Below are 20,970 nucleotides of genomic sequence, written 5' to 3' on the forward strand. Positions count from 1 at the left end.
TTGAGTTTGCCAGCCGGTCAAGCTATAAAGCTGCCTTTCCCGATCGGCGCACAGCACCCCCATGACCCAGGAAACCGAAAGCCCCGCAGGCGGACGCCAGCAGAAGGTCCAGGCCGCTGAAGTCGGGCTGGGCGTGCTCAAGGCACTTGCCGAACTCGCCCCTGCCACGTCCCTTTCGAGACTGGCCGAACACCTGGGCATGCCCGCCAGCAAGGTTCATCGTTATCTGCAGGCGCTGATTGCCAGTGGCTTTGCCGAACAGGATGCTGTCAACAATCACTACGGGCTGGGGCGCGAGGCGTTGCAGGTGGGGCTGGCCTCGCTCGGCAAGCTGGATGTCCTCAAGGTGTCGGCCCCTTGGCTGGCCAGCCTGCGCGATGAGCTGAATCAGACCTGCTTTCTGGCGGTATGGGGCAACAAGGGGCCGACCGTGGTGTATGTCGAACCCTCGATGGGTGCGGTGACGCTGGTCACGCAGATCGGCTCGGTGCTGCCGCTGCTTGGCTCGTCCACCGGTTTGGTGTTCGACAGCTTTCTGAACGACCGCGAAACCGCTGCGCTTCGCGAGCAGGAAGTGCCGTTGCTGAGCGCCGCACAGGTGCGTGAGGTCGAGCAGCATGTCGAGCAGATTCGTACCGCCGGCGTGCACCAGATTCAGGGCTTGCTGATGCCGGGTATCAACGCAGCCTCCTCACCGCTGTTCGCCATGGGTGACAAGCTGGTGGGCGTGATTACCGTGGTCGGGCCGGGGTCGGTGTTGAACGACGCGACACAGGATCTGGCGGCCACGCGGCTTTTGCAAACGGCGGTGGCGATCAGCGAGCGCATGGGCGGTAGCCGTCCGTCAGACTGAATCAGGGGGAAGCACTGGATACCCTGGCAAAATGGCTATCTGCTTGCCACCCTTGAATCGAGCGACCTTCGACGCGGTTACGCCCTTTGGTTTTGGCCAGGTAAAGAAGTCGATCCGCTTCCTTCAGCGCAGCGGTGTGCGCATCCTTCTTCTCTGCTGCGTTGATCGCCACCACGCCCGAGCTGATGCTCAGCCTGCCCAGCGGGCTGGACGAGTGCTCTATACAACTGGCTTCAATGGATGATCTGATTTTTTCCGCAAGTTTCAGCGCCCCTGCCAGGTCGGTTTCAGGCAACAGAATGACAAACTCTTCGCCGCCGTAACGTGCAGCCATATCCCCAGACCGGTCGAGGCTGTTGCCAATCAGCCCCGCCACTTGCCTCAGGCAGTCGTCACCCTGCAGATGGCCGTAGGTGTCGTTGTATTGTTTGAACCAGTCGATATCCAGCAAAATAATTGCGATGGTTGCATCATTCCGGCTAGCCCGCCCCCACTCCTGCTGCAAGGCCGTATCGAAGCAGCGTCGATTGGCCAGGTGCGTCAGGCTGTCCGTGTGAGCGATGATCTCCAGGTCGTTCCTGGCAATGTTCAGTTCCCCCTCCGCAGTGATCAACTGCTGGATTTGCCGATACAGCAGGACGCCCAGAAAAACCAGCGCCAAGATAATGATGCCGGTGATGGTCATGGAGCGCTGTGCATAGGCCCACCAGGGCGCGAACACATGCTGACTGGAGATACCGGCAGCGGCGACGATGGGCAATCCTGACACACGCCGATAGGCATAGATCCTTTCCACCCCATCCACCACGGAGTTGATCACTGCGGTGCCGCTGTCGCTGTACGGCAGATAGCGAGTGAAGATATCGCCCTTGGCCACATTGGTGGTCATCAGTGCGGTTAATGTGGGCCTACGCGCCAGCAGGTCGCCATTGTTCAGAGCGAGGAAGATCACGCCCTTGTCGTCTACATCCATGCGCTGGAAAAACGCCTGGAAATAAGTCACCGGCACCGTGGCCAGGGCAACGCCTGCAAAACTGCCATCCGCCGCATTGATACGCCGACTGACCGGGATGATCATGTCCCCCGTATTGCGGCTTTCGACAATGGAACCTATATGAATGGACGGGTCAGGGTTGTCGCGGTGATAAATGAAGTAGGCGCGGTCTTCGTTGTTTCTGGTCTGCACGCCCTTGGCAAAGGAGTTGGCGACCCAGTTGCCTTGAGCATCGTAGATGAACAGCCCCTGAAGCCCTTTGACGTTCACCAGGTCTTGAGCCATCAGCCTGGTCAAGCGGCTTTGCTGCTCGCCTGCGGCGCCATCCTGCTCAACACGCTCGGCAAGGTCTCGCAGCGTGTTGTCAGCCTGTTGCAGGGTGTCCTGAGCCTGTTGCTCAGCAGCAAGCACGATATTGGACACCGCAATCCTGGCGGTGGCCAAGCGCTCGAGCTTGGACTGGTTCATCTGCCAGGCGGTGGCCATGATCAACGATAGACAGACCAGGGCAATAAAGCCGATCAACGCTTTGCTGAGCGCCGAAGGTGTAAGCCTCGTCGAAATAAAGGAAAGCGGCTTCATAGGATTGTCATCAAATTGGCAGTGAAACCTTCTATGCAGTTTCCATACCTTTGCGACACTTAACCTGAACATCTTGTTGCATCAGGTAACGCTGGCCTTAGTTGGATCGATGCCCGCCTGGCTAGTTGCTCAAGAAGTTGTTACAGGTATCCGGTTTTTTGACGATACAGCTTCTGAGCTGTCCGAAAACAGCTGCCGATACGCTACTGTGAGAGGTGCTCCAATGCCAATGTATCGAACGTTGTTTTTCCGGCATGGCGCAGGCGCGTGTTGGCAGGGTGCTTTCAACGGTGCCGGCACAGCGGCGTTGCCCATCGATCGCTGCGTGTTTCAGGCGCGATCAGCTTATAGCGATGGCCTCAAATGAACACTTACCCGGTCGGCGATGATGACGAAGAACGTATTCGTATCTTGAATGCCTTTTCGTTGATGGATACCCCACCTGAGCACGAATACGATCAGATCGTGCAAATGGCATCGCGGATTTTCGATGTGCCCATTGTGCTGATTTCTCTGGTTCATCGAGACCGGCAATTCTTCAAGGCGCGCGTTGGCCTCGATGTCTGCGAAACGGGCCGCGACGTCTCATTCTGCAATTTCGCGCTCATGGGCCGTAACGTTTTTCTGGTACCGGATGCCTTGCAGGATGAGAGGTTCAGCTCAAACGCTCTGGTGGTCGGCGCTCCCTATATTCGCTTTTATGCCGGGGCGCCGCTGATAACCGCCAGCGGTCATGTGCTGGGCAGCCTGTGCCTGATCGACAATAAACCCAGGGAGACTTTCTCGGAGCGAGATCAGCGGGTTCTTCAGGACCTGGCAGTCATGGTCATCGAAAGAATGGAGTTGCGTCGGCTCGAACTGGAGAATGAAGACAGCCACACCCGCTTTATGAATATCACCTCGACTTCACCCGACGCGATCATCTGCTCGGACAGCAAAAACCGGATCATCTCATGGAACAACTCGGCCGAGATCATTTTCGGGCATCGATCCGAGGACGCCATGGGAAAGCCTCTCGACATCATTATTCCGCCCGAAATGCGCTCCAGGCACCATGCCGGTCTGTCGAGGGTGGCTGCAGGCGGTCCGGCCTCCATCATCGGAAAGTCCATCAACCTGACGGCCGTCCATCGCGACGGTCATACCATCCCCATCGAGCTCTCGCTCTCACAATGGACGTCTGCCGGCGAGCCACAATTCGGAGCGATCATTCGTGACATCACCCAGCGTGTCGAGGCGGACAAATTACTCAAGCATGCGGCCGAATACGATCACCTGACCGGGCTTGCCAATCGATCGACGCTCAAGAGGCGGATCAAGGAGGCGTGCGATGCTCAGCTTTCAGCAGCCATCCTGCTGATCGATCTGGACGGTTTCAAGGACGTCAACGACACGTTGGGCCACGCTGCGGGTGATTTTGTGCTCAAGGTGACCTCTCACCGTCTTCGCGAACACGTACCGGCCTGCCATATGGTCTCGCGTCTGGGCGGCGATGAATTTGTCGTGTTCCTGTCCGAAACGGCAGACCCCGACAAGGCGATCAAGCTGGGCCTGGAGCTCATCGCGGTCATCGAGGAGCCGATAGAGTTTGAAGACAATTCAATCTATATCGGCGCCAGCATCGGCGTCTCCGTAAGGTGTGGCTCCGACTACGACGAGGAGCAAATGCTCGGTAATGCGGACCTGGCGCTCTACCAGGCCAAGTCTGACGGACGCTCCCTGGTTCGCACCTTCACCTCCGAGCATCGACAGACCGCGTCCAGAAGAGGCGCGCTCAGCTCATCGATGCGTCAGGCGTGGGCCAACAAAGAGTTCGAGCTGTACTACCAACCTCAGGTACGACTTGCGGATGGTCGTATCACCGGAGCCGAAGCCCTTATACGCTGGAACCATCCGACACTGGGTGTCGTGTCCCCTGCGGTTTTTCTACCGGCACTGGAAGCCGGTCTTCTTGCGGTGCCGGTGGGCGAATGGATACTGCGTTCAGCCTGTGAGCAGGCAGCGCAATGGCGAAATACCGGCTGCGAGGAATTCCGCATCGGCGTCAACCTGTTCGCCGCGCAGTTTCGCATGCGGGACTTTGCCGAAATGGTTGAAAGCGCGCTTGAAGACTTTTCCTTGCCGGCACACTCACTCGAACTGGAAATCACGGAAAACATCATCCTGCGAAACGAACAGCGCATTATGGAACCGCTGCGCCACCTTCGCTCATTGGGTGTGGGCATCGCATTCGATGATTTCGGTACCGGCTATGCGTCCCTGAGCCTGCTCAAAGACTATCCGGTGACACGACTGAAGATCGACCGCTCATTCGTGAGTGGCGTGGAGCGCAGCAAAAAAGACGAAGTCATCGTCGAGGCCGTCGTCAGGCTGGCAAACGGCTTCAATCTTCAGGTCACGGCAGAAGGCATAGAAACCCGTGAGCAGGAAAGTCTGATGCGCCATTATGTGTGCGACGAAGGCCAGGGCTATCTGTATGGTCGCCCCATGCCGGCGCATGAATTCACCAAGCGTTATATCTCTTCTCACAATTGGCACGCTGACGTGCTCAAGCACAACTGACTCAGAACGAGCCTGGGCAGGCTCGTCTGATCGCGCAATATGGACGCCTCTGGTGATCACTCAGTCCGGCGTCAGTACACCACGCTGGATCTGGTCGCGTTCGATGGATTCGAACAGTGCCTTGAAGTTGCCCTCGCCAAACCCGTCATCGCCCTTGCGCTGAATGAATTCGAAAAATACCGGGCCCATCAGCGTTGCGGAGAATATCTGCAACAGCAAACGACGCTCGCCGCCTTCGGAAGAACCATCGAGCAGAATCCCGCGTGACTTGAGCTCGGCCTCCGGCTCACCGTGGTCGGGCAGGCGGCCTTGCAGCATCTCGTAGTAGGTATCCGGCGGCGCAGTCATGAAGCGCATGCCGGTGGCTTTCAGCGCGTCCCAGGTCTTGATCAGGTCATCGGTAAAGAAGGCTACATGCTGAATGCCTTCGCCATTGAACTGCATCAGGAACTCTTCGATCTGCCCCGCGCCCTTGGACGATTCCTCGTTGAGCGGAATGCGGATCATGCCGTCCGGGGCGGTCATGGCTTTGGAGGTCAGGCCGGTGTATTCGCCCTTGATGTCGAAGTAACGCAGCTCGCGGAAATTGAACAGCTTTTCATAGAAACCGGCCCAATACGCCATGCGCCCGCGGTACACGTTGTGGGTCAGGTGGTCGATGAATTTCAGACCGGCACCGACCGGGTGGCGGTCAACGCCCTCGATGAAGTTGAAATCGATGTCGTAGATCGACGTGCCCTCGCCGAAGCGATCGATCAGGTAAAGCGGCGCGCCACCGATGCCCTTGATGGCGGGCAGGCGCAACTCCATGGGCCCGGTAGCGATTTCCAGCGGTTGGGCGCCCAGTTCAAGCGCCCGGCTATAGGCCTTCTGCGCATCTTTCACGCGGAACGCCATGCCGCATACCGAAGGACCATGCTCGGCGGCAAAGTACGATGCCAGGCTGTGCGGCTCGTTGTTGAGAATCAGGTTGATCGCGCCCTGACGATACAGGGACACGTCCTTGGAGCGGTGGGTCGCGACTTTGGTGAAGCCCATCATCTGAAACACGGGCTCAAGGCTATTGGGCGTCGGTGATGCGAATTCGATGAATTCAAAGCCCATCAGGCCCATTGGATTTTCGTAAAGATCAGCCATGACTGGCTCCTTGCAGGAAAGTGAGAGTGAGTAACCCTGGCAATCACTGTCCTGCGGGCGGCGCACACGGAATCCCTCGCACGCTGCGTGCGAGAAAATCACCGAATATCAGTTGCAGACCAAGAATCTTCATGAGGGCAGCCTACTCCGGCTTGTCCGATTGTGCATCAGGGTGTGCCTGGTAAAAGACCGAGGGCTGCCGGGCCAGATGCTCGACCCGCTGAATACGCACGAATGCAGTCAGGTCGACGCGGTAACGATGCGCTGCGTACAACAGGGGTAGCAGGTAAATATCGCATGGATGCGGTGTTTTTATTTTCGTAAACCCATTACGTAATGCGTAAATTGCGTGATCGGACCCTCGCTGTCAACTCAAGCCTCGCAGCGAATGAGCTAGGATGCATTAACCCGACAATAACAACCCAGGGTGGCTTGATGAACATTCTGTACGACGAACGCATCGACGGCGTGCTGCCTGCCGTCGACAAGCAGCAACTGTTGCAGGCGCTGCAACAGCAGTTGCCCGACCTGGACATCCTGCATCGCCCCGAAGAGCTGCGGCCTTATGAGTGCGACGGGTTGTCAGCCTATCGCACCACACCGATGCTGGTGGCGTTGCCGCGTCATGTGGAAGAAGTCCAGACGCTGCTCAGGCTGTGCCACGCACGGCGCGTACCGGTGGTCGCTCGTGGGGCGGGCACCGGGCTGTCGGGTGGCGCGCTGCCGCTGGAAAAAGGCGTGCTGCTGGTCATGGCGCGCTTCAATCAGATCCTCGAGATCGACCCTTCGGCGCGCCTGGCGCGAGTTCAGCCCGGCGTGCGCAACCTGGCCATTTCCCAGGCGGCAGCGCCCCACGGCCTGTATTACGCGCCCGACCCGTCCTCGCAAATCGCCTGCTCCATCGGCGGCAATGTGGCGGAAAATGCCGGCGGCGTGCATTGCCTCAAGTACGGGCTGACCGTGCATAACCTGCTCAAGGTCGAAATCCTGACGGTGGAAGGCGAGCCCATGACGCTGGGCAGCGACACGCTGGACTCGCCGGGCTTCGACCTGCTGGCACTGTTCACCGGCTCCGAAGGCATGCTCGGCGTCATTACCGAAGTCACCGCCAAGCTGTTGCCCAGACCGCAAGTGGCCAAAGTACTGCTGGCAGCGTTCGATTCCGTGGAAAAGGCCGGACGTGCAGTGGCCGATATCATTGCGGCGGGCATCATCCCCGGCGGGCTGGAGATGATGGACAATCTGGCGATTCGTGCCGCCGAGGATTTCATTCACGCAGGCTACCCGGTCGATGCCGAAGCCATCCTGCTCTGCGAACTGGACGGCGTCGAAGCCGATGTGCACGCTGACTGCGAACGGGTCAGCGAGGTCTTGACACTGGCGGGCGCCACCGACGTGCGCCAGGCGAAAGACGAGGCCGAACGGGTCCGCTTCTGGGCCGGGCGCAAAAACGCTTTCCCGGCCGTGGGTCGCCTGTCGCCGGATTACTACTGCATGGACGGGACCATCCCGCGCCGTGAGCTGCCGGGCGTATTGCGCAGCATCAGGGAGTTATCCGGGCAATACGGCTTGCGTGTCGCCAACGTGTTTCATGCCGGTGACGGCAACATGCACCCGCTGATCCTGTTCGACGCCAATCAACCGGGTGAGCTGGAGCGCGCCGAGGCACTGGGCGGCAAAATCCTTGAGCTGTGCGTCAAGGTCGGCGGCAGCATCACTGGCGAACACGGTGTCGGTCGCGAGAAGATCAATCAGATGTGCGCCCAGTTCAATAGCGACGAACTGACCTTCTTCCATGCCATCAAGGCGGCATTCGACGCCAGCGGCCTGCTCAACCCTGGCAAGAACATCCCGACCCTGCACCGTTGCGCGGAATTTGGTGCCATGCACATCCACGCCGGGCAATTGCCGTTCCCCGACCTGGAGCGCTTCTGATGAGCACGATGGACAACGATGTCAGCCAGGCACTGCTCGAGCGGGTCGAACAGGCGCTGCGCGACAACACGCCGTTACGTCTTCAGGGCGGCAACAGCAAGGCTTCTCTCGGTCGTGAAACCGCTGGCGAAGTACTCGATACCCGCGAGCACCGGGGCATCGTCACTTATGACCCGACAGAGCTGGTGATTACTGCGCGCGCCGGCACGCCATTGAGCGAGCTGATCCAGACACTGGACGCCGCAGGCCAGATGCTGCCTTGCGAACCGCCAGACTTTGGCGCTGCGACGCTCGGCGGTATGGTCGCTGCGGGGCTTTCGGGACCGCGCCGCCCGTGGAGCGGGTCGGTGCGTGATTTCGTGCTGGGCACACGGGTCATCACCGGTCTTGGCAAGCACCTGCGTTTCGGCGGAGAAGTCATGAAGAACGTCGCAGGCTACGACGTTTCGCGCCTGATGGCAGGCAGTTTCGGCTGCCTGGGGCTGCTGACCGAGGTGTCGCTCAAAGTGCTGCCAAAACCACGTCTGTGCAGCAGCATCGTGCTGCACATGGACAGCGCGCTGGCCTTGGCCCGCCTTGCCGAGTGGGGTCAGCAACCGATACCGATCAGCGCAGCCAGCCACGATGGCCACGTACTACGCCTGCGCCTGGAAGGTGGTGAAGGTTCAGTGGCAGCAGCCCGGGACCGGCTCGGCGGCGAGCTGCTCGATGCCGCCTACTGGCAGCAGTTGAATGCGCATCGCCTGCCCTTCTTCGATGACCCGCGGCCCCTGTGGCGGCTCTGTGTACCTGCCGACAGCCGCCTGCCGGATCTGCCGGGCGAGCAACTGATCGACTGGGGTGGCGCGCAACGCTGGCTCAAGTCGGACGCGGACGGACAAACCATTAGAGCGATCACCATGGCGGTTGGCGGCCATGCGACCTGCTACAGCCAGGGCGTCGTCGACAGCCCATTCGAGCCGTTGGCCGCACCTGTGCTGCGCTACCATCAGGCACTCAAGACCCGACTCGACCCGCAGGGGATTTTCAACCCCGGCCGACTGTACGCGGAGCTTTGAAACATGCAGACCACATTAAGTGAACACGCCAGAACCCTGCCGCGTGCCGAAGAAGCCGAACGTATCCTGCGCAGTTGTGTGCATTGCGGTTTCTGCAACGCCACCTGTCCGACCTATCAATTGCTGGGGGATGAGCTGGACGGTCCACGCGGCAGGATCTACCTGATCAAGCAGGTGCTAGAAGGTCAGCCGGTCACCGAGAAAACCCGTCTGCATCTGGACCGCTGCCTGAGCTGTCGCAACTGCGAAACCACCTGCCCGTCCGGCGTGGATTACCACAACCTGCTGGACATCGGCCGCGCGGCGGTTGAAGACCTGGTCCCGCGGCCACTCGCCCAACGCATGCTGCGTGAAGGCTTGCGTCGGGTCATCCCCCACCCCGGACTGTTCAGATCCCTGACCGGCATGGGCCTGAAGTTCAGGCCATTGCTGCCACAGCCCCTGGCCAGCAAGCTGCCGGCAACGGTACACCCTGCCGGCCTTCGCCCGCACACCGGTCATGCGCGCCAGGTGCTGCTGCTGGAAGGTTGCGTTCAGCCGGGCCTGTCGCCCAACACCAACAGCGCCACGGCGCGGGTGCTGGATCGTCTGGGCATCGGCATTACGGCGGTCAGCCAGGCGGGTTGCTGCGGCGCCGTGGATTATCACCTCAACGCACAGCAGGCCGGGCTGGACCGGGCGCGGCGCAACATCGATGCGTGGTGGCCTGCGCTACAGGGCGGTGCTGAAAGCCTGATCCAGACGGCCAGTGGCTGCGGAGCCTTCGTCAAGGACTACGGCCACCTGCTGCGCCATGATCCAGGCTACGCCGACAAGGCCGAGCAGATCAGCGCGCGAACAAAGGATCTGGTCGAACTGCTGCGCGACGAGCCCCTGGAAACCCTCGGCATAAAGGCCGAGACGCGCCTGGCGTTTCACTGCCCGTGTACGCTGCAACACGCGCAAAAACTCGGCGGCGAAGTCGAGCGCGTCCTGACTCGTCTAGGCTTCAATCTGACCACAGTGGCGGACGGTCATTTATGCTGCGGCTCTGCAGGCACCTACTCCATCACCCAGCCTGCCATCGCCCGCCAGTTGCGCGACAACCGCATGAATGCGCTGGAGAGCGGCAAGCCGCAGGTCATCGCCACCGCCAATATCGGCTGCCAGACCCATCTGGCCAGCGCCGGCCGAACGCCCGTGCGGCACTGGATCGAACTGATCGACGCGGCACTTGGCACGCCTGAATCACACTGAACCCTATTCAATAATCACTGCTCCGGAGAACCCCATGAAGATCAAAGCCGTCCTGACCCAGACCGAAGTCAGCCTGATGCTCGGCGCCGCACGTGAAGAGGCGCAGGCCAATGGCTGGGCCGTGTCCATCGCCGTCGTTGATGACGGCGGCCATTTGCTGGCATTCGAGAGACTGGACGACGCCGCCGCCATCAGCAGCTACATCGCGATTGAAAAGGCGCGCACCTCGGCACTCGGCAAACGTGAATCCAAGGGGTACGAAGAGATGGTCAATGGCGGGCGCACTGCATTCCTGAGTGCTCCGCTGCTGACGTCGCTGGAAGGCGGTGTGCCGGTCATCGTCGACGGCCAGGTCATCGGTGCGCTGGGGGTTTCAGGCGTGAAGGCCGAACAGGATGCTCAGATCGCCAGGGCCGGTGTCGCAGCGCTTGACGCCGACTGACCGGTCGACCCGGCTGGTACCACGCAAGCCAGGCCACTGCTGGAGTCTTTACAGCCGGTAGATCGAAATCCAGCTCATGTCCGGATGGGTGGAGTAGATATACGTGCCGGTCTTGTTGAGGACCGCGCCACCTACTGACGGAAAGTAAGCGATGCAGGTGGCGATCCCCTTCACCGTGTCGATCCGGTAGACATCGTAATTACAGGTATAGATCGCGTACACATAGCGGTCATCCGGCGTCACTCCGATGACTTTCACCGGGTAGCCCTGCGTGCCGATCCTTTCCCGATAGAAGGTTTTATTGGTCGCGGCATCGATGATGTAGACCTCGTCGATGCCGCCGACATACAACCAGGCGCCATCGGAACTGAAGGCCATCGAACGCGGGTCGGAAAACCCGGGGATGTCATGTTGCAGGTAATCGACCTTGCTGATCGCAAGAACATCGGTAGGCGCGGTCCGGTCAACCAGCATGGTCGCGTAAAACCTGTCGTTCAACGGGCTGATCCCGAGGGCCAGCGACGCGTTGGTCAGGGCGCCCAGATCGAACTCGTTTTCGACCGTGTAATTCTCGGTCTCGATCAGGCGAATCAACCCGCCGAGCGCGTTCTGAAAGGAAAGGCAGATAAAACGGCCATCGGCACTGCACAGAATCCTGTTGACGTTGGCTGCCGGAAGTATCCTGATCACTTCGCGCATGCGCGTATCGACCACGTAGCACCTTTTCTGGCCGATGGTGTAAAGCCTCTTGCCATCGGGACTCAGGGTAATCGCGCCCGCCCCTGCCCGCTTGATGGCCCCCGTCACGCTGGCGCTGGCGATGTCGACCACACTGACTTCCCGGCCGCTTTCATGAGCGACATACAACGTGGTTTCATCGGGGCTGATAGCGATCTCTGCGGGTACAAAGCCCAGCGGGATAATGCCGGTCAACCACGCGATGTCCAGGGGGACACCTGAACTGACGGGGTCGACGATATGCGTCAAGGCTCTAACGTTCTGAGATGCTTTTTTTTGCATTTCTCTCACCTTTCAATAGGTCTTGTAAGACCGCCAGAACGGGGAATAGATAAGAAGATATATCCCCGTCATCCAACTATGCGGCCAAGACACTTATGCCGCTCCGAGCCAAAAACGTAAGGTCATTGAATACTCAACACGGGGGGATGGGTACTGTCAGAAATAACAGTCGAAATGGGCCGCAACCGCTCGAATGAGGGTATCCCCGACAGTGCAGGACAGCACGGTCGGGCACTCCAGCCCGGAGGCATCGAGCCCGCAGAGCGCCCTTACCATTGGTCAGCGCAATGAACCGGGGAAGCTCGCCAGGGTTAGCCGGGGAAAAGACTCAAGAGCTTTCCCGCACCACCAGCTCAAACCCGAGATCCACCTGCGGATGCTGGGAGACCCCGTCAAGCAGGCCCAGCAATACCTGAGCCGCACGCTGCCCGACTGCTTCCCGGGGCGTGCGTATCGAGGTCAGGCGCGGCACCATGTGCGCGGACCCCGGCAGGTCGTTGAAACCCACCAGAGAGACCCGTTCGGGAATCGCGACGCCCAGGCGCAAGGCCTCAAGTGCAGCGCCCTGCGCCAGGTCGTCGTTACAGAAGAACACCCCGTCGACATCCGGATGCTGGTCAAGCAGACGCGCGAACAACTCCCCGCCCAGACCGATCGAGGAGGCCTGGCGGGTCGAGACCTGCAGCGCCGGGTCGAACAGCCCCGCGCTTTCCAGCACTCGACGGAACCCTTCGCCACGTTGCAGTACCCGAGGGTCGAGCTGGGCGGCCATGTACGCCAGCCGACGGCGGCCACGCCCGAGCAGGTGATGCGCGGCTTCAGCGCCGGCCTGTTGTTGCGAGAATCCGACGCAATAAGCGCCCAGGCGGGTGTCGAGTTCCATCATGTGCACGCAGGGTATACCACTGGTTTCAAGCATCTGGCGGGACGCTGCCGTGTGGTCGAAACCGGTCAGCAGAATACCGCGCGGGCGATTGACCAGATGGTTGCGCAGCAGCTTCTCTTCCTCTTCGGGCGAGTAATGGTAGTTGCCGATCAGCACGTCCAGGCCACGCACGCGCAACACGTCCTGAATGGCTTCCAGCGTCTCGATGAACAGCTGGTTGGAAAGCGATGGCACCAGCACCACGACGGTCTGACTGCAGGAAGAAGCCAGCGCCCTGGCTGCCGGGTTGGCTACATAACCCAGGCTCTGCGCCGCAGCGCGGACCTTTTCGACGAGTTCAGGCGCTACGGTGCTGATCCCGCGCAACGCACGCGAAGCGGTGATCGGAGAGACGCCAGCCAGCTTCGCCACTTCATTGAGCGTGGGCCGGCCGGTCGAGCGGGAACCAATGCGTATCATGCGTTGCCAACTAACATAGGGGTTGCCAAATGTGTCGAATGCCCCATAAGGTAGCGCTGTCTCATGGAACGTGACAATGCTTTATCGCTGGTTTCACAGGGGTTGCCCGGTTCGGGTCCCGCGGAGAACAGCCTCCCATGCTTATTGATGAGCCCAAAACAACGACAAATAACTGGAACAGCCCGGGCTGAGACTCATGTCCACCCGCAAGAAGACAGCGCTGTCTCCAGATGAGGTGCCTACTGTGACAACTGCGAATACTGCTATTTCCGCCCTTGTGGTGATGGGTGTGTCTGGCTGCGGCAAGAGCGCCGTGGGTGCCGAGATCGCGCTGAACAGCGGCGGCCGCCTGATCGAAGGCGATGCGTTCCATCCACCGGCCAACATCGAAAAGATGAGCGCCGGAACCCCCCTCAACGACGAAGACCGTGCCGGCTGGCTGACCCGCCTGGGCGAAGAGATGGCTGCCGCCCTCGCCAAGGGTGAACACCCGGTCCTGACCTGCTCCTCGCTCAAGCTCATCTATCGCCAGCGCCTGCGTGATGCGGTGCCTGGCCTGGGTTTTGTATTTCTGGAACTCAGCAAGGAACTCGCCGCCGAACGTTGCTCGCACCGGCCTGGGCACTTCATGCCCGCCAGCCTGGTGGACAGCCAGTTCGCGACCCTCGAACCGCCTTATGGCGAACCGCTGACATTGATCGTGGACGCCTCCCAGCCTATCGATGTCATCGGCAAACAAGCCGCAGCATGGTGGAAAGGCTCTCACGCCTGACACAGGCATGAGTGCAAAAGACAGCGCTGTCTTGCGCACACACGATTGAAGTCGGCGCTGTTAGGCTTTGTACGAAAAGTCGGCGAGCGAAGGTCAGGCAAGGCAAAAACAGGCGAGGAAGCGGAGTCTACGTGTTGTAAATGAGCATTCCGAGCCTGTTTTTAACGCAGCATCACCGAGCGCAGCCACTTTACGTACAGAGCCTAACAGTTCCTTAAAACAATAAACCGGAGAGACACCCATGTTCGGTATGACCCATGAGACGTTCCTGCTCGTCGATGCGTTGGTGACCATCGTCGGCCTGGTGCTGCTGATCACCACCTTCAAGGTGCACCCTTTCGTCGCGTTGACCCTGGCGGCAGGCTTTCTTGGCCTGACCTCGGGAATGCCGGTGGAAAAAGTCATGAAATCCTTCCAGGACGGCTTCGGCGGCGTGCTGGGCTTCGTCGGCATCATCCTCGGCCTGGGCACCATGCTCGGCAAGCTGATGGCCGATTCGGGCGGCGCGGACCAGATTGCGCAAACGCTGATACGCACCTTCGGCAAACAGAAAGTGCACTGGGCAATGATGTTCTCTGCCTTTCTGGTGGGCATCCCGCTGTTCTTCGAGATCGGTTTTGTCCTGCTGATCCCGCTGGTATTCATCGTCGCGCGGCGCACCGGCGTGCCCATCGTCAAGATCGGCATTCCGCTGCTGGCAGGCCTGTCGGCCGTACACGGTCTGGTTCCTCCGCATCCAGGTCCGTTGCTGGCCATCGGCATCTTCGGGGCTGACATCGGCAAAACCATTTTCTACGGACTGATCGTTGCACTGCCGACGGCCATCATCGCTGGCCCGATCTTCGGTAACTGGATTTCCAAAAGCATCCCCGGCACACCGTCCAAGGAACTGATGGATCAGATCGCCAAGGAGTCGAGCACTGAAAACCTGCCAGGCTTCGGCATCACGCTGGTGACCATCCTGCTGCCGGTCTTCCTGATGCTGCTCAAGACCTTTGCCGACGTGGTGTTGCCGGAAAACAACATGTTCCGCATCTGGATGGACCTGATCGGTCACCCGATCACCGCCCTGCTTGCCGCGCTGTTGCTGGCGTTCTACACCTTTGGTGCCGCGCGTGGTTTCGACCGCAGCAAGATCATGAAGCTGCTGGACCAGAGTCTGGCCCCGGTGGCGGCAATCGTGCTGATTGTCGGCGCAGGCGGTGGCTTCAAGCAGATGCTGGTTGCCAGCGGCGTGGGTGACGTGATCGGGCACATGGCCGTGCAGGCGCAGATCAACCCGATCATGCTGGCCTGGCTGGTAGCGGCGGTCATCCGCATCGCAACCGGTTCGGCGACGGTGGCAACCATTACCGGTGCCGGCATCGTAGCGCCGGTGGTCGGCCTGATTCCAGGGGTCAATCGCGAGCTGCTGGTGCTGGCAACCGGCGCCGGCTCGTTGATCCTGTCGCACGTCAATGACGCCGGGTTCTGGCTGGTGAAGCAGTACTTCAACATGACCGTTGCCGAGACCTTCAAGACCTGGACGGTGATGGAGACCATCCTCTCGGTCGTCGGCCTGATCTTCATCATGCTGTTGTCAATGGCGGTGTAAACCCCGACCAGGCCTTCGCGGGAGCTGAAGCCCGCGAAGGCCTGGCCCCGCCTCACACCTGTGCATCACCCCACTCCAGTCCCCCCGCAATACCCCGCATCAGCGTGGACACGAAGGTGATCCGCAGCCCCTTCCTACACACTCGCTCACCACTTTCATTTGAATTTTCAGAAAGCACGGGCAATCTGGTGCAGTCATGCCTACGCTTGTACTCATATCGAAATGGCTTGAGCAGCGCCGTCGACCGAGAGGATGACGACCTGAAACGGTGCAGCGGTTCACGTTACTTTTTATATGACGCCAGTAAATACGGGCATTTTCACGTCGAAACGGGCAGAATTGGCGCACTCGTCGTATCCGGGATGCAAATCTCGATGACAAGAAAATGAACCGAGGGAATTTAATTCACCTGTGCGACGTCATAAGACGGATGCATTTGGATGCACTCGGCAACAATCACCACGCAAAGGCAAACGCCAGCCTCTTGAGAGAGGCGTTTTCAAGAGGCCATCAAGGAAAAGATTATGTTGATACTCACTCGCAAAGTAGGCGAAAGCATAAACATCGGTGACGAGATCACCGTCACGATTCTTGGCGTTCAAGGGCTTCAAGTCCGCCTGGGCATCAATGCACCCAAAAATGTTTCAGTGCATCGTGAAGAAATCTACAAACGTATCCAGGCAGAACTGGCTCCCAACCAGGACCCACAATAATTCTCGCACTCCCCCTTATTCAATGCTGATTTGCCGTTTATTGGCAGACCGGCCATACGGCGTCCCTGGGACGCCGTTTTTTATGGCCGCCATTCTGCGCTTTTCTGCTGCACCCGCTTAACCGGCTTGAAGGCCTAACACCGCCTGCATGAATCCGTCCGAAATGAACGTCTCGGCAGCTACAGGCTGATGAGCGAGTCTGCGCGTGACCGCCTCCAGTACCGCTCGGCTGGCATCATGATGAAACTGCCAGACGCCGTATATCCGGCCGTCGAAGGCGGGTTCGCTGCCTAATTGCGGGTCGACGCCCAGCCCGGCGCCCAGGCCGAAAAGATGCAGCCCCCTCATTCGACGACCGTGCTGATCGACTGGACAGCCGCCAGCGTCCGAGTCGAGACCACCCTTGGCCTCGCGCAAACTGACGGGGTTGCCATCGGCATCCCACAGTCTCGGCAACACGGGCTGATAGCCAGAGCACTGCACGATTACAGTCGAGTCGGCCAGGGCCAGTCGGGCCTGCTCATGTTCATCGGAGCGTCCGCCCAGTGTCTGCAACATCTGCACGCGCACGCCGGTTTTGCCTACGCGGCCGCTTTGCAGCGCCTCGCGTCCGATCTCCAGCGCACGGTAACGCAAACCTCCGGAACGGTTGACCCGACCTGAAACCGGGCAGACATCACACTGCGAGTCGAATGCGTAACCGGCCGCCTGTGCCAGCTCGGCACTTTCGTAAAACAGCCTGATACTGCTGCGATGAACCAGTGTCAGTTCCTGCAGGCCGGCAAACTCCAGTGCATCCGCCAGATTCTCCAGCGTCGAGAACGCGCTGTGAGATCCCCCGACGATGGTTATGCGCCCGTCACCGGCCAGCGCCGGGGCAAACACTTCGCGCAACTGCACCGCGTTCATGCGCAGCAAGCGGTCGGCGCTCTGGATAGTGCAGTGCTCCGGCAGCGCCAGGCCTTGTCGGGCAAGATCATCGATCAAGTGTTGTGGATCCTGTCGCCCGCCCAGGTTGAGTACCAGCGCCTGGCAGCGCACGCGTCTTTTGCCATGCACACTGTCAACGCGCAGACAGAACCCGTCGCCCTCGCAAATGACTTCATCAAGGCGGGTGCCGGACCATACTTCTACGCCATAACGTTGCACGATGTGGTCCAGCACCAGCCTGGCTGCCTCGGCCATGAGCACGCCCACATCCGACAGTTGCGGCGCGCTCTGTGCCTGCGCCTTGATGCGCCAGTAGGCTGCCGAGTATTCGAGGGTCTCGAACACCTCGCGCAATGCAGGATCGCGAAGGCAATCGATGAATACATCGCCTACCGAGTTGGCAGTGATCCGGTAGTCTCCCAGCGCACCCGCCCCGGGCCGGTCACTTGCATCAATGACAATCAGTCCTTTCGCAGCAAGCCCGGGCATCGCGCCGCTCTTCAGGGCGTTGAACAAAAAACCCATGCCTGCCAGCCCGGCACCGCCCACCACACAACCGCAGGCTGTTTCCATACAGTTATCAAACATAATGATGCTCCATCGTCATTTTCATACGTTGGTGCAGTCCAGAAGTTCTGGATGATCGAATACCTGGCTGATAAGGCGAACCAGCGTCCATGCACGATTCGAGGCGAAACATACGCAGCAGAATACACACACGCTCATTCACGGCGCTGAGGAGACGCCATGGTTAGAAAAGGTGGTCTTCACAAAAAATTACAATACTGCAGGTACAGTTTGAAGTTTCAGACCTGCCAGAAGGGAGGCGTCATGCTACCGCCCTTTTTAAGACAGCGCTTTTATCAACCTGCAAAGAGTGACAATGCGTTACAAAATAAGTCGGCAACTGAATAGTTGCAAAGAAACGCGGGAGTGTCAAACGGGCTGCCGGAGGCCGCCATCGCTCAGTGTCGCTGTATAACCTGATGATTTGAATGACCTTGCATCTTTTGATCCTTGAAGGCCACTTCAAAAAGATAGTGTTCGATGACATTAACGCGCTCAATGCGTTCAACTTATTTTTTATCGTCTGCGCTAAAAACAGCATGCTTTCGACGCTGTTAATTTGACGAGCTCAAAGCGGTTGTGCGCCACCAGAAGTTTCGCGGTCATGAAGACCAGACGTGCCCCGTTCCGGGCGCTGAATGAGGCCGCCACAGCGCCCATAAAAATGACAAGGCCCCGATCAGCGATGATCAGGGCCCTGTAACGTGATGCCGCGGCATCAGCGGGGTGCAGCCGTATCAGGCAGCGCTGTAGTACGCTTTCGCTACTCGAGTCGTCACCGGTTCTTCACGCAGCTCGGCCACCAGCGCAGAGATGTCCCGAACCGTATTGATACGGCTGAGCGGCAGGCTCTTCTGACGCTGGGTGCGCCCCGATACCGGGTCGCTTATCTGCACATTCATCTGCTCGTTGGCAATCGTACAGGTGCAACGCAACGGCAGAAACGCACGTTCCACAATGCTCCTGAGTTCTAACTCGGACAGTCCACTCGCGATCATTTCTTTATCTCCTTATGTGTGTAAGCATGTCCCGGCAGTGACAAAATTTTGATAATTTTTATTGTTGATGACTTTTTAAAAACGGCACGCGCCAGCCCGCCAATTATCTGTCGCCACTTACGTGATGCTTAAACCCGTTATACACGGTGCCCTGCACTTCAGGCAACTTCCATAACTGAATATCCCGCGCCCTTTTAACGCTGTTTCTTATTGAGGGCATCCACAGAAAAAACGATTCACCGTCATGATCTTCAACAAAATGGCACCCGGCGTGAATCACAGCGGATAAAAGGCGCGCGAAGCAAGAGAATAAAGACTGACGAACGGTCAACGCCTGGAACGCAAGCGGCTCGACACGGCACGCACGCCCTGTTGAAAAGGGTCGCGCGTGCCCACGTTGAAAACTTACTCTTGTGTATGTTCCAGGTCCTTGCCGGACAGCCGCAGATGAATCAGCGCAACACGCTCGCCGCGCTTATCGCGCTTTTCTTCAATGTGGAACGGACGAAACCCCATCCGCGGATAAAACAGCAAGCCTGGCACGTTGTGGTTGAAGCACGACGCGATCATTTCGCTCGCTTCGTGCTTGTCGAACGCGATCCCCATCATGGTGGTGATCATGAAGCGCCCTACCCCTCTGGACCGGGCCTTCGGTGCGATGATGACGTTGCCCAGCGAACAGCGGCCGCGAAAGGTGCAGTGAGAGAAATTGGCAAAGCCTACCACCTCACCGTCCATTTCGATGACGGTCGAGTCATGACGCGTTTGAAGCGCTTCACTGAGTTGTGAGGCAGTCAACGGGTACGTTGCCCTGGGGAACATGTAGAACAGCTCATCGGCATTCTGCGGCAGCTCGCAGATGAGAGGGACGTCTTTTTCTTCCAGGGGACGGTGAGTGAACATAGGCGGTAACCTCTTGAAGAAATTGAAGAAAGCGCGGGTATACAGCAATCAGATTGGTGCAGCGGGCGACGGAAGGTGACAAAAACACAGCGCCCTCGCTGACACAGCATAATCCGCAGCTATCGAAAAGGGCTACCTCAATAGCAAAACGTGCTAATGAGCAGCGCTGTTGACCCCGCCTTTGAGCCACCTCGCGCAAGGTGTTGAAGCGATGGGTTTTACTCGAACATCGCGTTCCCGCTCAGCCTGCCAGTAGTTACGGCGAAAGTACGCAATATCCTGTAACCCGGTATTCGTCGGCTGGTCTTGCATCCCGAATGCAGATTCTGCATTTATTTCACTTTGTTGACCGGACTATTCCTTTTATGTCGATTTCGCCACTGGCCCGCTTCAAAGCCCGTCCGCTCAGATGGGTTTGCATGATAGCCATCATTCTTGGCCTGCCCGTCGGCTGTGCAGTGCTTGAACACAAGGAGCGCGAACTGGTGTTTCGCATCGAGCCCGGTACCGCCAGCTGGTACAGCGGTCTGCCGGCAGATGTGCAGGAAATCGAACTCAGTACACCGGCATTCGGTACCTCGCAGAATATCCACGCATGGTGGTGGCCCGCTGCGGACAAGAACGCCCCGGCGGTGTTGTACCTGCATGGATCACGATGGAACCTCACCGGCCAGCTGTTCCGTATCCAGCAACTCAAGGCACAGGGCTACTCGATACTGGCGATCGATTACCGGGGTTTCGGGCAAAGCATGGGCCAACTGCCTTCGGAAAGGTCTGTATATGAAGACGCACGCATCGCCTGGGAACGCCTGAAGCAATTGCAACCCGACCCGCAGCGCAGGCTGATTTATGGACACTCTCTGGGCGGTGCGGTGGCAGTGGATCTGGCTGCCGAGCTGGGCGAAGACGCTGAAAAGGACAATGCACCCGTTCAGGCCCGCGGGCTGATCATCGAATCCACGTTCACCAACCTCGCCGATGTGGCCACCGCGCTTGCCAACACATCGTTGCCGGTGCGTTGGCTGCTGTCGCAGAAGTTCGACTCGCTGGACAAGATTGCAGACATCCATATGCCGGTGCTGATCGTGCACGGCACCGAGGATCGCTATGTACCGGCACGCTTCAGCGAACAGTTGTTTGAGGCCGCGCAGGAACCGAAGAAACTGCTATTGGTGCCTGGCGGTACGCATAACAACAGCATGCAACTCGGGCAGCCCGCTTACAGCCAGGCCATTCGTGCCCTGCTCGATACACCCGCATCGCTGCCTCAGGTAACAAAACAGGGCAAGGACTCTAAGAACGCCGGTTAGACATTGCCGGGCACGTGGC

General features: G+C 59.1%; 17 protein-coding genes and 1 pseudogene. 10 read left to right on the plus strand and 8 right to left on the minus strand.

Annotated features, from left to right (window positions below; all coding sequences use genetic code 11):
* Window positions 1-61 precede the first annotated feature (61 nt).
* On the plus strand, window positions 62-853 hold the full coding sequence (locus KUIN1_RS17075) for an IclR family transcriptional regulator (protein ID WP_103754377.1): 792 nt from the start codon (window positions 62-64) through the stop codon (window positions 851-853).
* 1 nt (window position 854) lies between these two features.
* On the opposite strand, the gene KUIN1_RS17080 is transcribed toward KUIN1_RS17075, so the two are convergent.
* On the minus strand, window positions 855-2,429 hold the full coding sequence (locus tag KUIN1_RS17080; protein ID WP_024651386.1) for a sensor domain-containing diguanylate cyclase: 1,575 nt from the start codon (window positions 2,427-2,429) through the stop codon (window positions 855-857).
* Window positions 2,430-2,792: 363 nt separating this feature from the next.
* On the opposite strand from KUIN1_RS17080, the gene KUIN1_RS17085 reads away from it, so the two are divergent.
* Window positions 2,793-4,991, plus strand: a complete 2,199-nt coding sequence (locus KUIN1_RS17085) for a putative bifunctional diguanylate cyclase/phosphodiesterase (RefSeq protein WP_103378914.1) — start codon at window positions 2,793-2,795, stop codon at window positions 4,989-4,991.
* A 60-nt stretch (window positions 4,992-5,051) separates the two neighbouring features.
* On the opposite strand, the gene hppD is transcribed toward KUIN1_RS17085, so the two are convergent.
* Both hppD and KUIN1_RS28085 read right to left on the minus strand, forming a co-directional pair.
* On the minus strand, window positions 5,052-6,128 hold the full coding sequence (gene hppD / locus KUIN1_RS17090; protein WP_010438666.1) for a 4-hydroxyphenylpyruvate dioxygenase: 1,077 nt from the start codon (window positions 6,126-6,128) through the stop codon (window positions 5,052-5,054).
* A 142-nt stretch (window positions 6,129-6,270) separates the two neighbouring features.
* A pseudogene (locus KUIN1_RS28085) lies at window positions 6,271-6,429 on the minus strand (maleylacetoacetate isomerase); the annotation flags it as partial.
* Between the two features lie 134 nt (window positions 6,430-6,563).
* On the opposite strand from KUIN1_RS28085, the gene glcD reads away from it, so the two are divergent.
* From glcD to KUIN1_RS17115, 4 genes are read left to right on the plus strand one after another with little or no spacing between them, the layout of a single operon-like run.
* The gene (gene glcD, locus KUIN1_RS17100) at window positions 6,564-8,063 is read left to right on the plus strand and encodes a glycolate oxidase subunit GlcD (protein ID WP_116886975.1); all 1,500 of its coding nucleotides are present in this window, start codon (window positions 6,564-6,566) and stop codon (window positions 8,061-8,063) included.
* On the plus strand, window positions 8,063-9,121 hold the full coding sequence (glcE, locus tag KUIN1_RS17105; protein WP_024642320.1) for a glycolate oxidase subunit GlcE: 1,059 nt from the start codon (window positions 8,063-8,065) through the stop codon (window positions 9,119-9,121). Before glcD ends, glcE begins: the two co-directional genes overlap by 1 nt.
* 3 nt (window positions 9,122-9,124) lie before the next feature.
* Window positions 9,125-10,357, plus strand: coding sequence for a glycolate oxidase subunit GlcF (glcF, locus tag KUIN1_RS17110; protein WP_060400580.1), 1,233 nt, complete (start codon window positions 9,125-9,127; stop codon window positions 10,355-10,357).
* Between the two features lie 34 nt (window positions 10,358-10,391).
* Window positions 10,392-10,799 (plus strand): heme-binding protein, encoded by a 408-nt coding sequence (locus tag KUIN1_RS17115; RefSeq protein ID WP_003403773.1) that lies wholly within the window; start codon window positions 10,392-10,394, stop codon window positions 10,797-10,799.
* A gap of 48 nt (window positions 10,800-10,847) precedes the next feature.
* Here KUIN1_RS17115 and KUIN1_RS17120 read toward each other — a convergent pair whose 3' ends face one another.
* Both KUIN1_RS17120 and KUIN1_RS17125 read right to left on the minus strand, forming a co-directional pair.
* Window positions 10,848-11,819: a YncE family protein gene (locus tag KUIN1_RS17120; protein ID WP_116886976.1), complete on the minus strand. Its 972-nt coding sequence runs from the start codon at window positions 11,817-11,819 to the stop codon at window positions 10,848-10,850.
* Window positions 11,820-12,147: 328 nt separating this feature from the next.
* Window positions 12,148-13,164 (minus strand): LacI family DNA-binding transcriptional regulator, encoded by a 1,017-nt coding sequence (locus KUIN1_RS17125; RefSeq protein ID WP_060400579.1) that lies wholly within the window; start codon window positions 13,162-13,164, stop codon window positions 12,148-12,150.
* 283 nt (window positions 13,165-13,447) lie between these two features.
* On the opposite strand from KUIN1_RS17125, the gene KUIN1_RS17130 reads away from it, so the two are divergent.
* From KUIN1_RS17130 to csrA, 3 genes are all read left to right on the plus strand, one after another.
* Window positions 13,448-13,936: a gluconokinase gene (locus KUIN1_RS17130; protein ID WP_024638672.1), complete on the plus strand. Its 489-nt coding sequence runs from the start codon at window positions 13,448-13,450 to the stop codon at window positions 13,934-13,936.
* A gap of 241 nt (window positions 13,937-14,177) precedes the next feature.
* Window positions 14,178-15,530, plus strand: coding sequence for a GntP family permease (locus KUIN1_RS17135; protein ID WP_003315860.1), 1,353 nt, complete (start codon window positions 14,178-14,180; stop codon window positions 15,528-15,530).
* 524 nt (window positions 15,531-16,054) lie between these two features.
* Window positions 16,055-16,243: a carbon storage regulator CsrA gene (csrA, locus tag KUIN1_RS17140; protein ID WP_002554157.1), complete on the plus strand. Its 189-nt coding sequence runs from the start codon at window positions 16,055-16,057 to the stop codon at window positions 16,241-16,243.
* A gap of 117 nt (window positions 16,244-16,360) precedes the next feature.
* Here csrA and KUIN1_RS17145 read toward each other — a convergent pair whose 3' ends face one another.
* The 3 genes from KUIN1_RS17145 to KUIN1_RS17160 form a co-directional block, all read right to left on the minus strand.
* A complete protein-coding gene (locus KUIN1_RS17145) occupies window positions 16,361-17,761 on the minus strand; it encodes a pyridine nucleotide-disulfide oxidoreductase (RefSeq protein WP_103714180.1) in 1,401 nt (466 codons plus the stop codon).
* 716 nt (window positions 17,762-18,477) lie between these two features.
* Window positions 18,478-18,738, minus strand: coding sequence for a DUF1652 domain-containing protein (locus tag KUIN1_RS17155; protein WP_003403781.1), 261 nt, complete (start codon window positions 18,736-18,738; stop codon window positions 18,478-18,480).
* Between the two features lie 405 nt (window positions 18,739-19,143).
* On the minus strand, window positions 19,144-19,641 hold the full coding sequence (locus KUIN1_RS17160) for a GNAT family N-acetyltransferase (protein ID WP_003403782.1): 498 nt from the start codon (window positions 19,639-19,641) through the stop codon (window positions 19,144-19,146).
* A gap of 365 nt (window positions 19,642-20,006) precedes the next feature.
* Here KUIN1_RS17160 and KUIN1_RS17165 point away from each other — a divergent pair, with 365 nt between their 5' ends.
* Window positions 20,007-20,951 carry an alpha/beta hydrolase gene (locus tag KUIN1_RS17165; RefSeq protein WP_060400578.1) on the plus strand — a complete coding sequence of 315 codons (945 nt, stop codon included), beginning with the start codon at window positions 20,007-20,009 and terminating at the stop codon, window positions 20,949-20,951.
* Window positions 20,952-20,970: the final 19 nt, after the last annotated feature.

The organism is Pseudomonas sp. KUIN-1, assembly GCF_009176725.1.
In the GTDB taxonomy this organism is placed as follows: Bacteria; Pseudomonadota; Gammaproteobacteria; order Pseudomonadales; family Pseudomonadaceae; genus Aquipseudomonas; species Aquipseudomonas fragariae.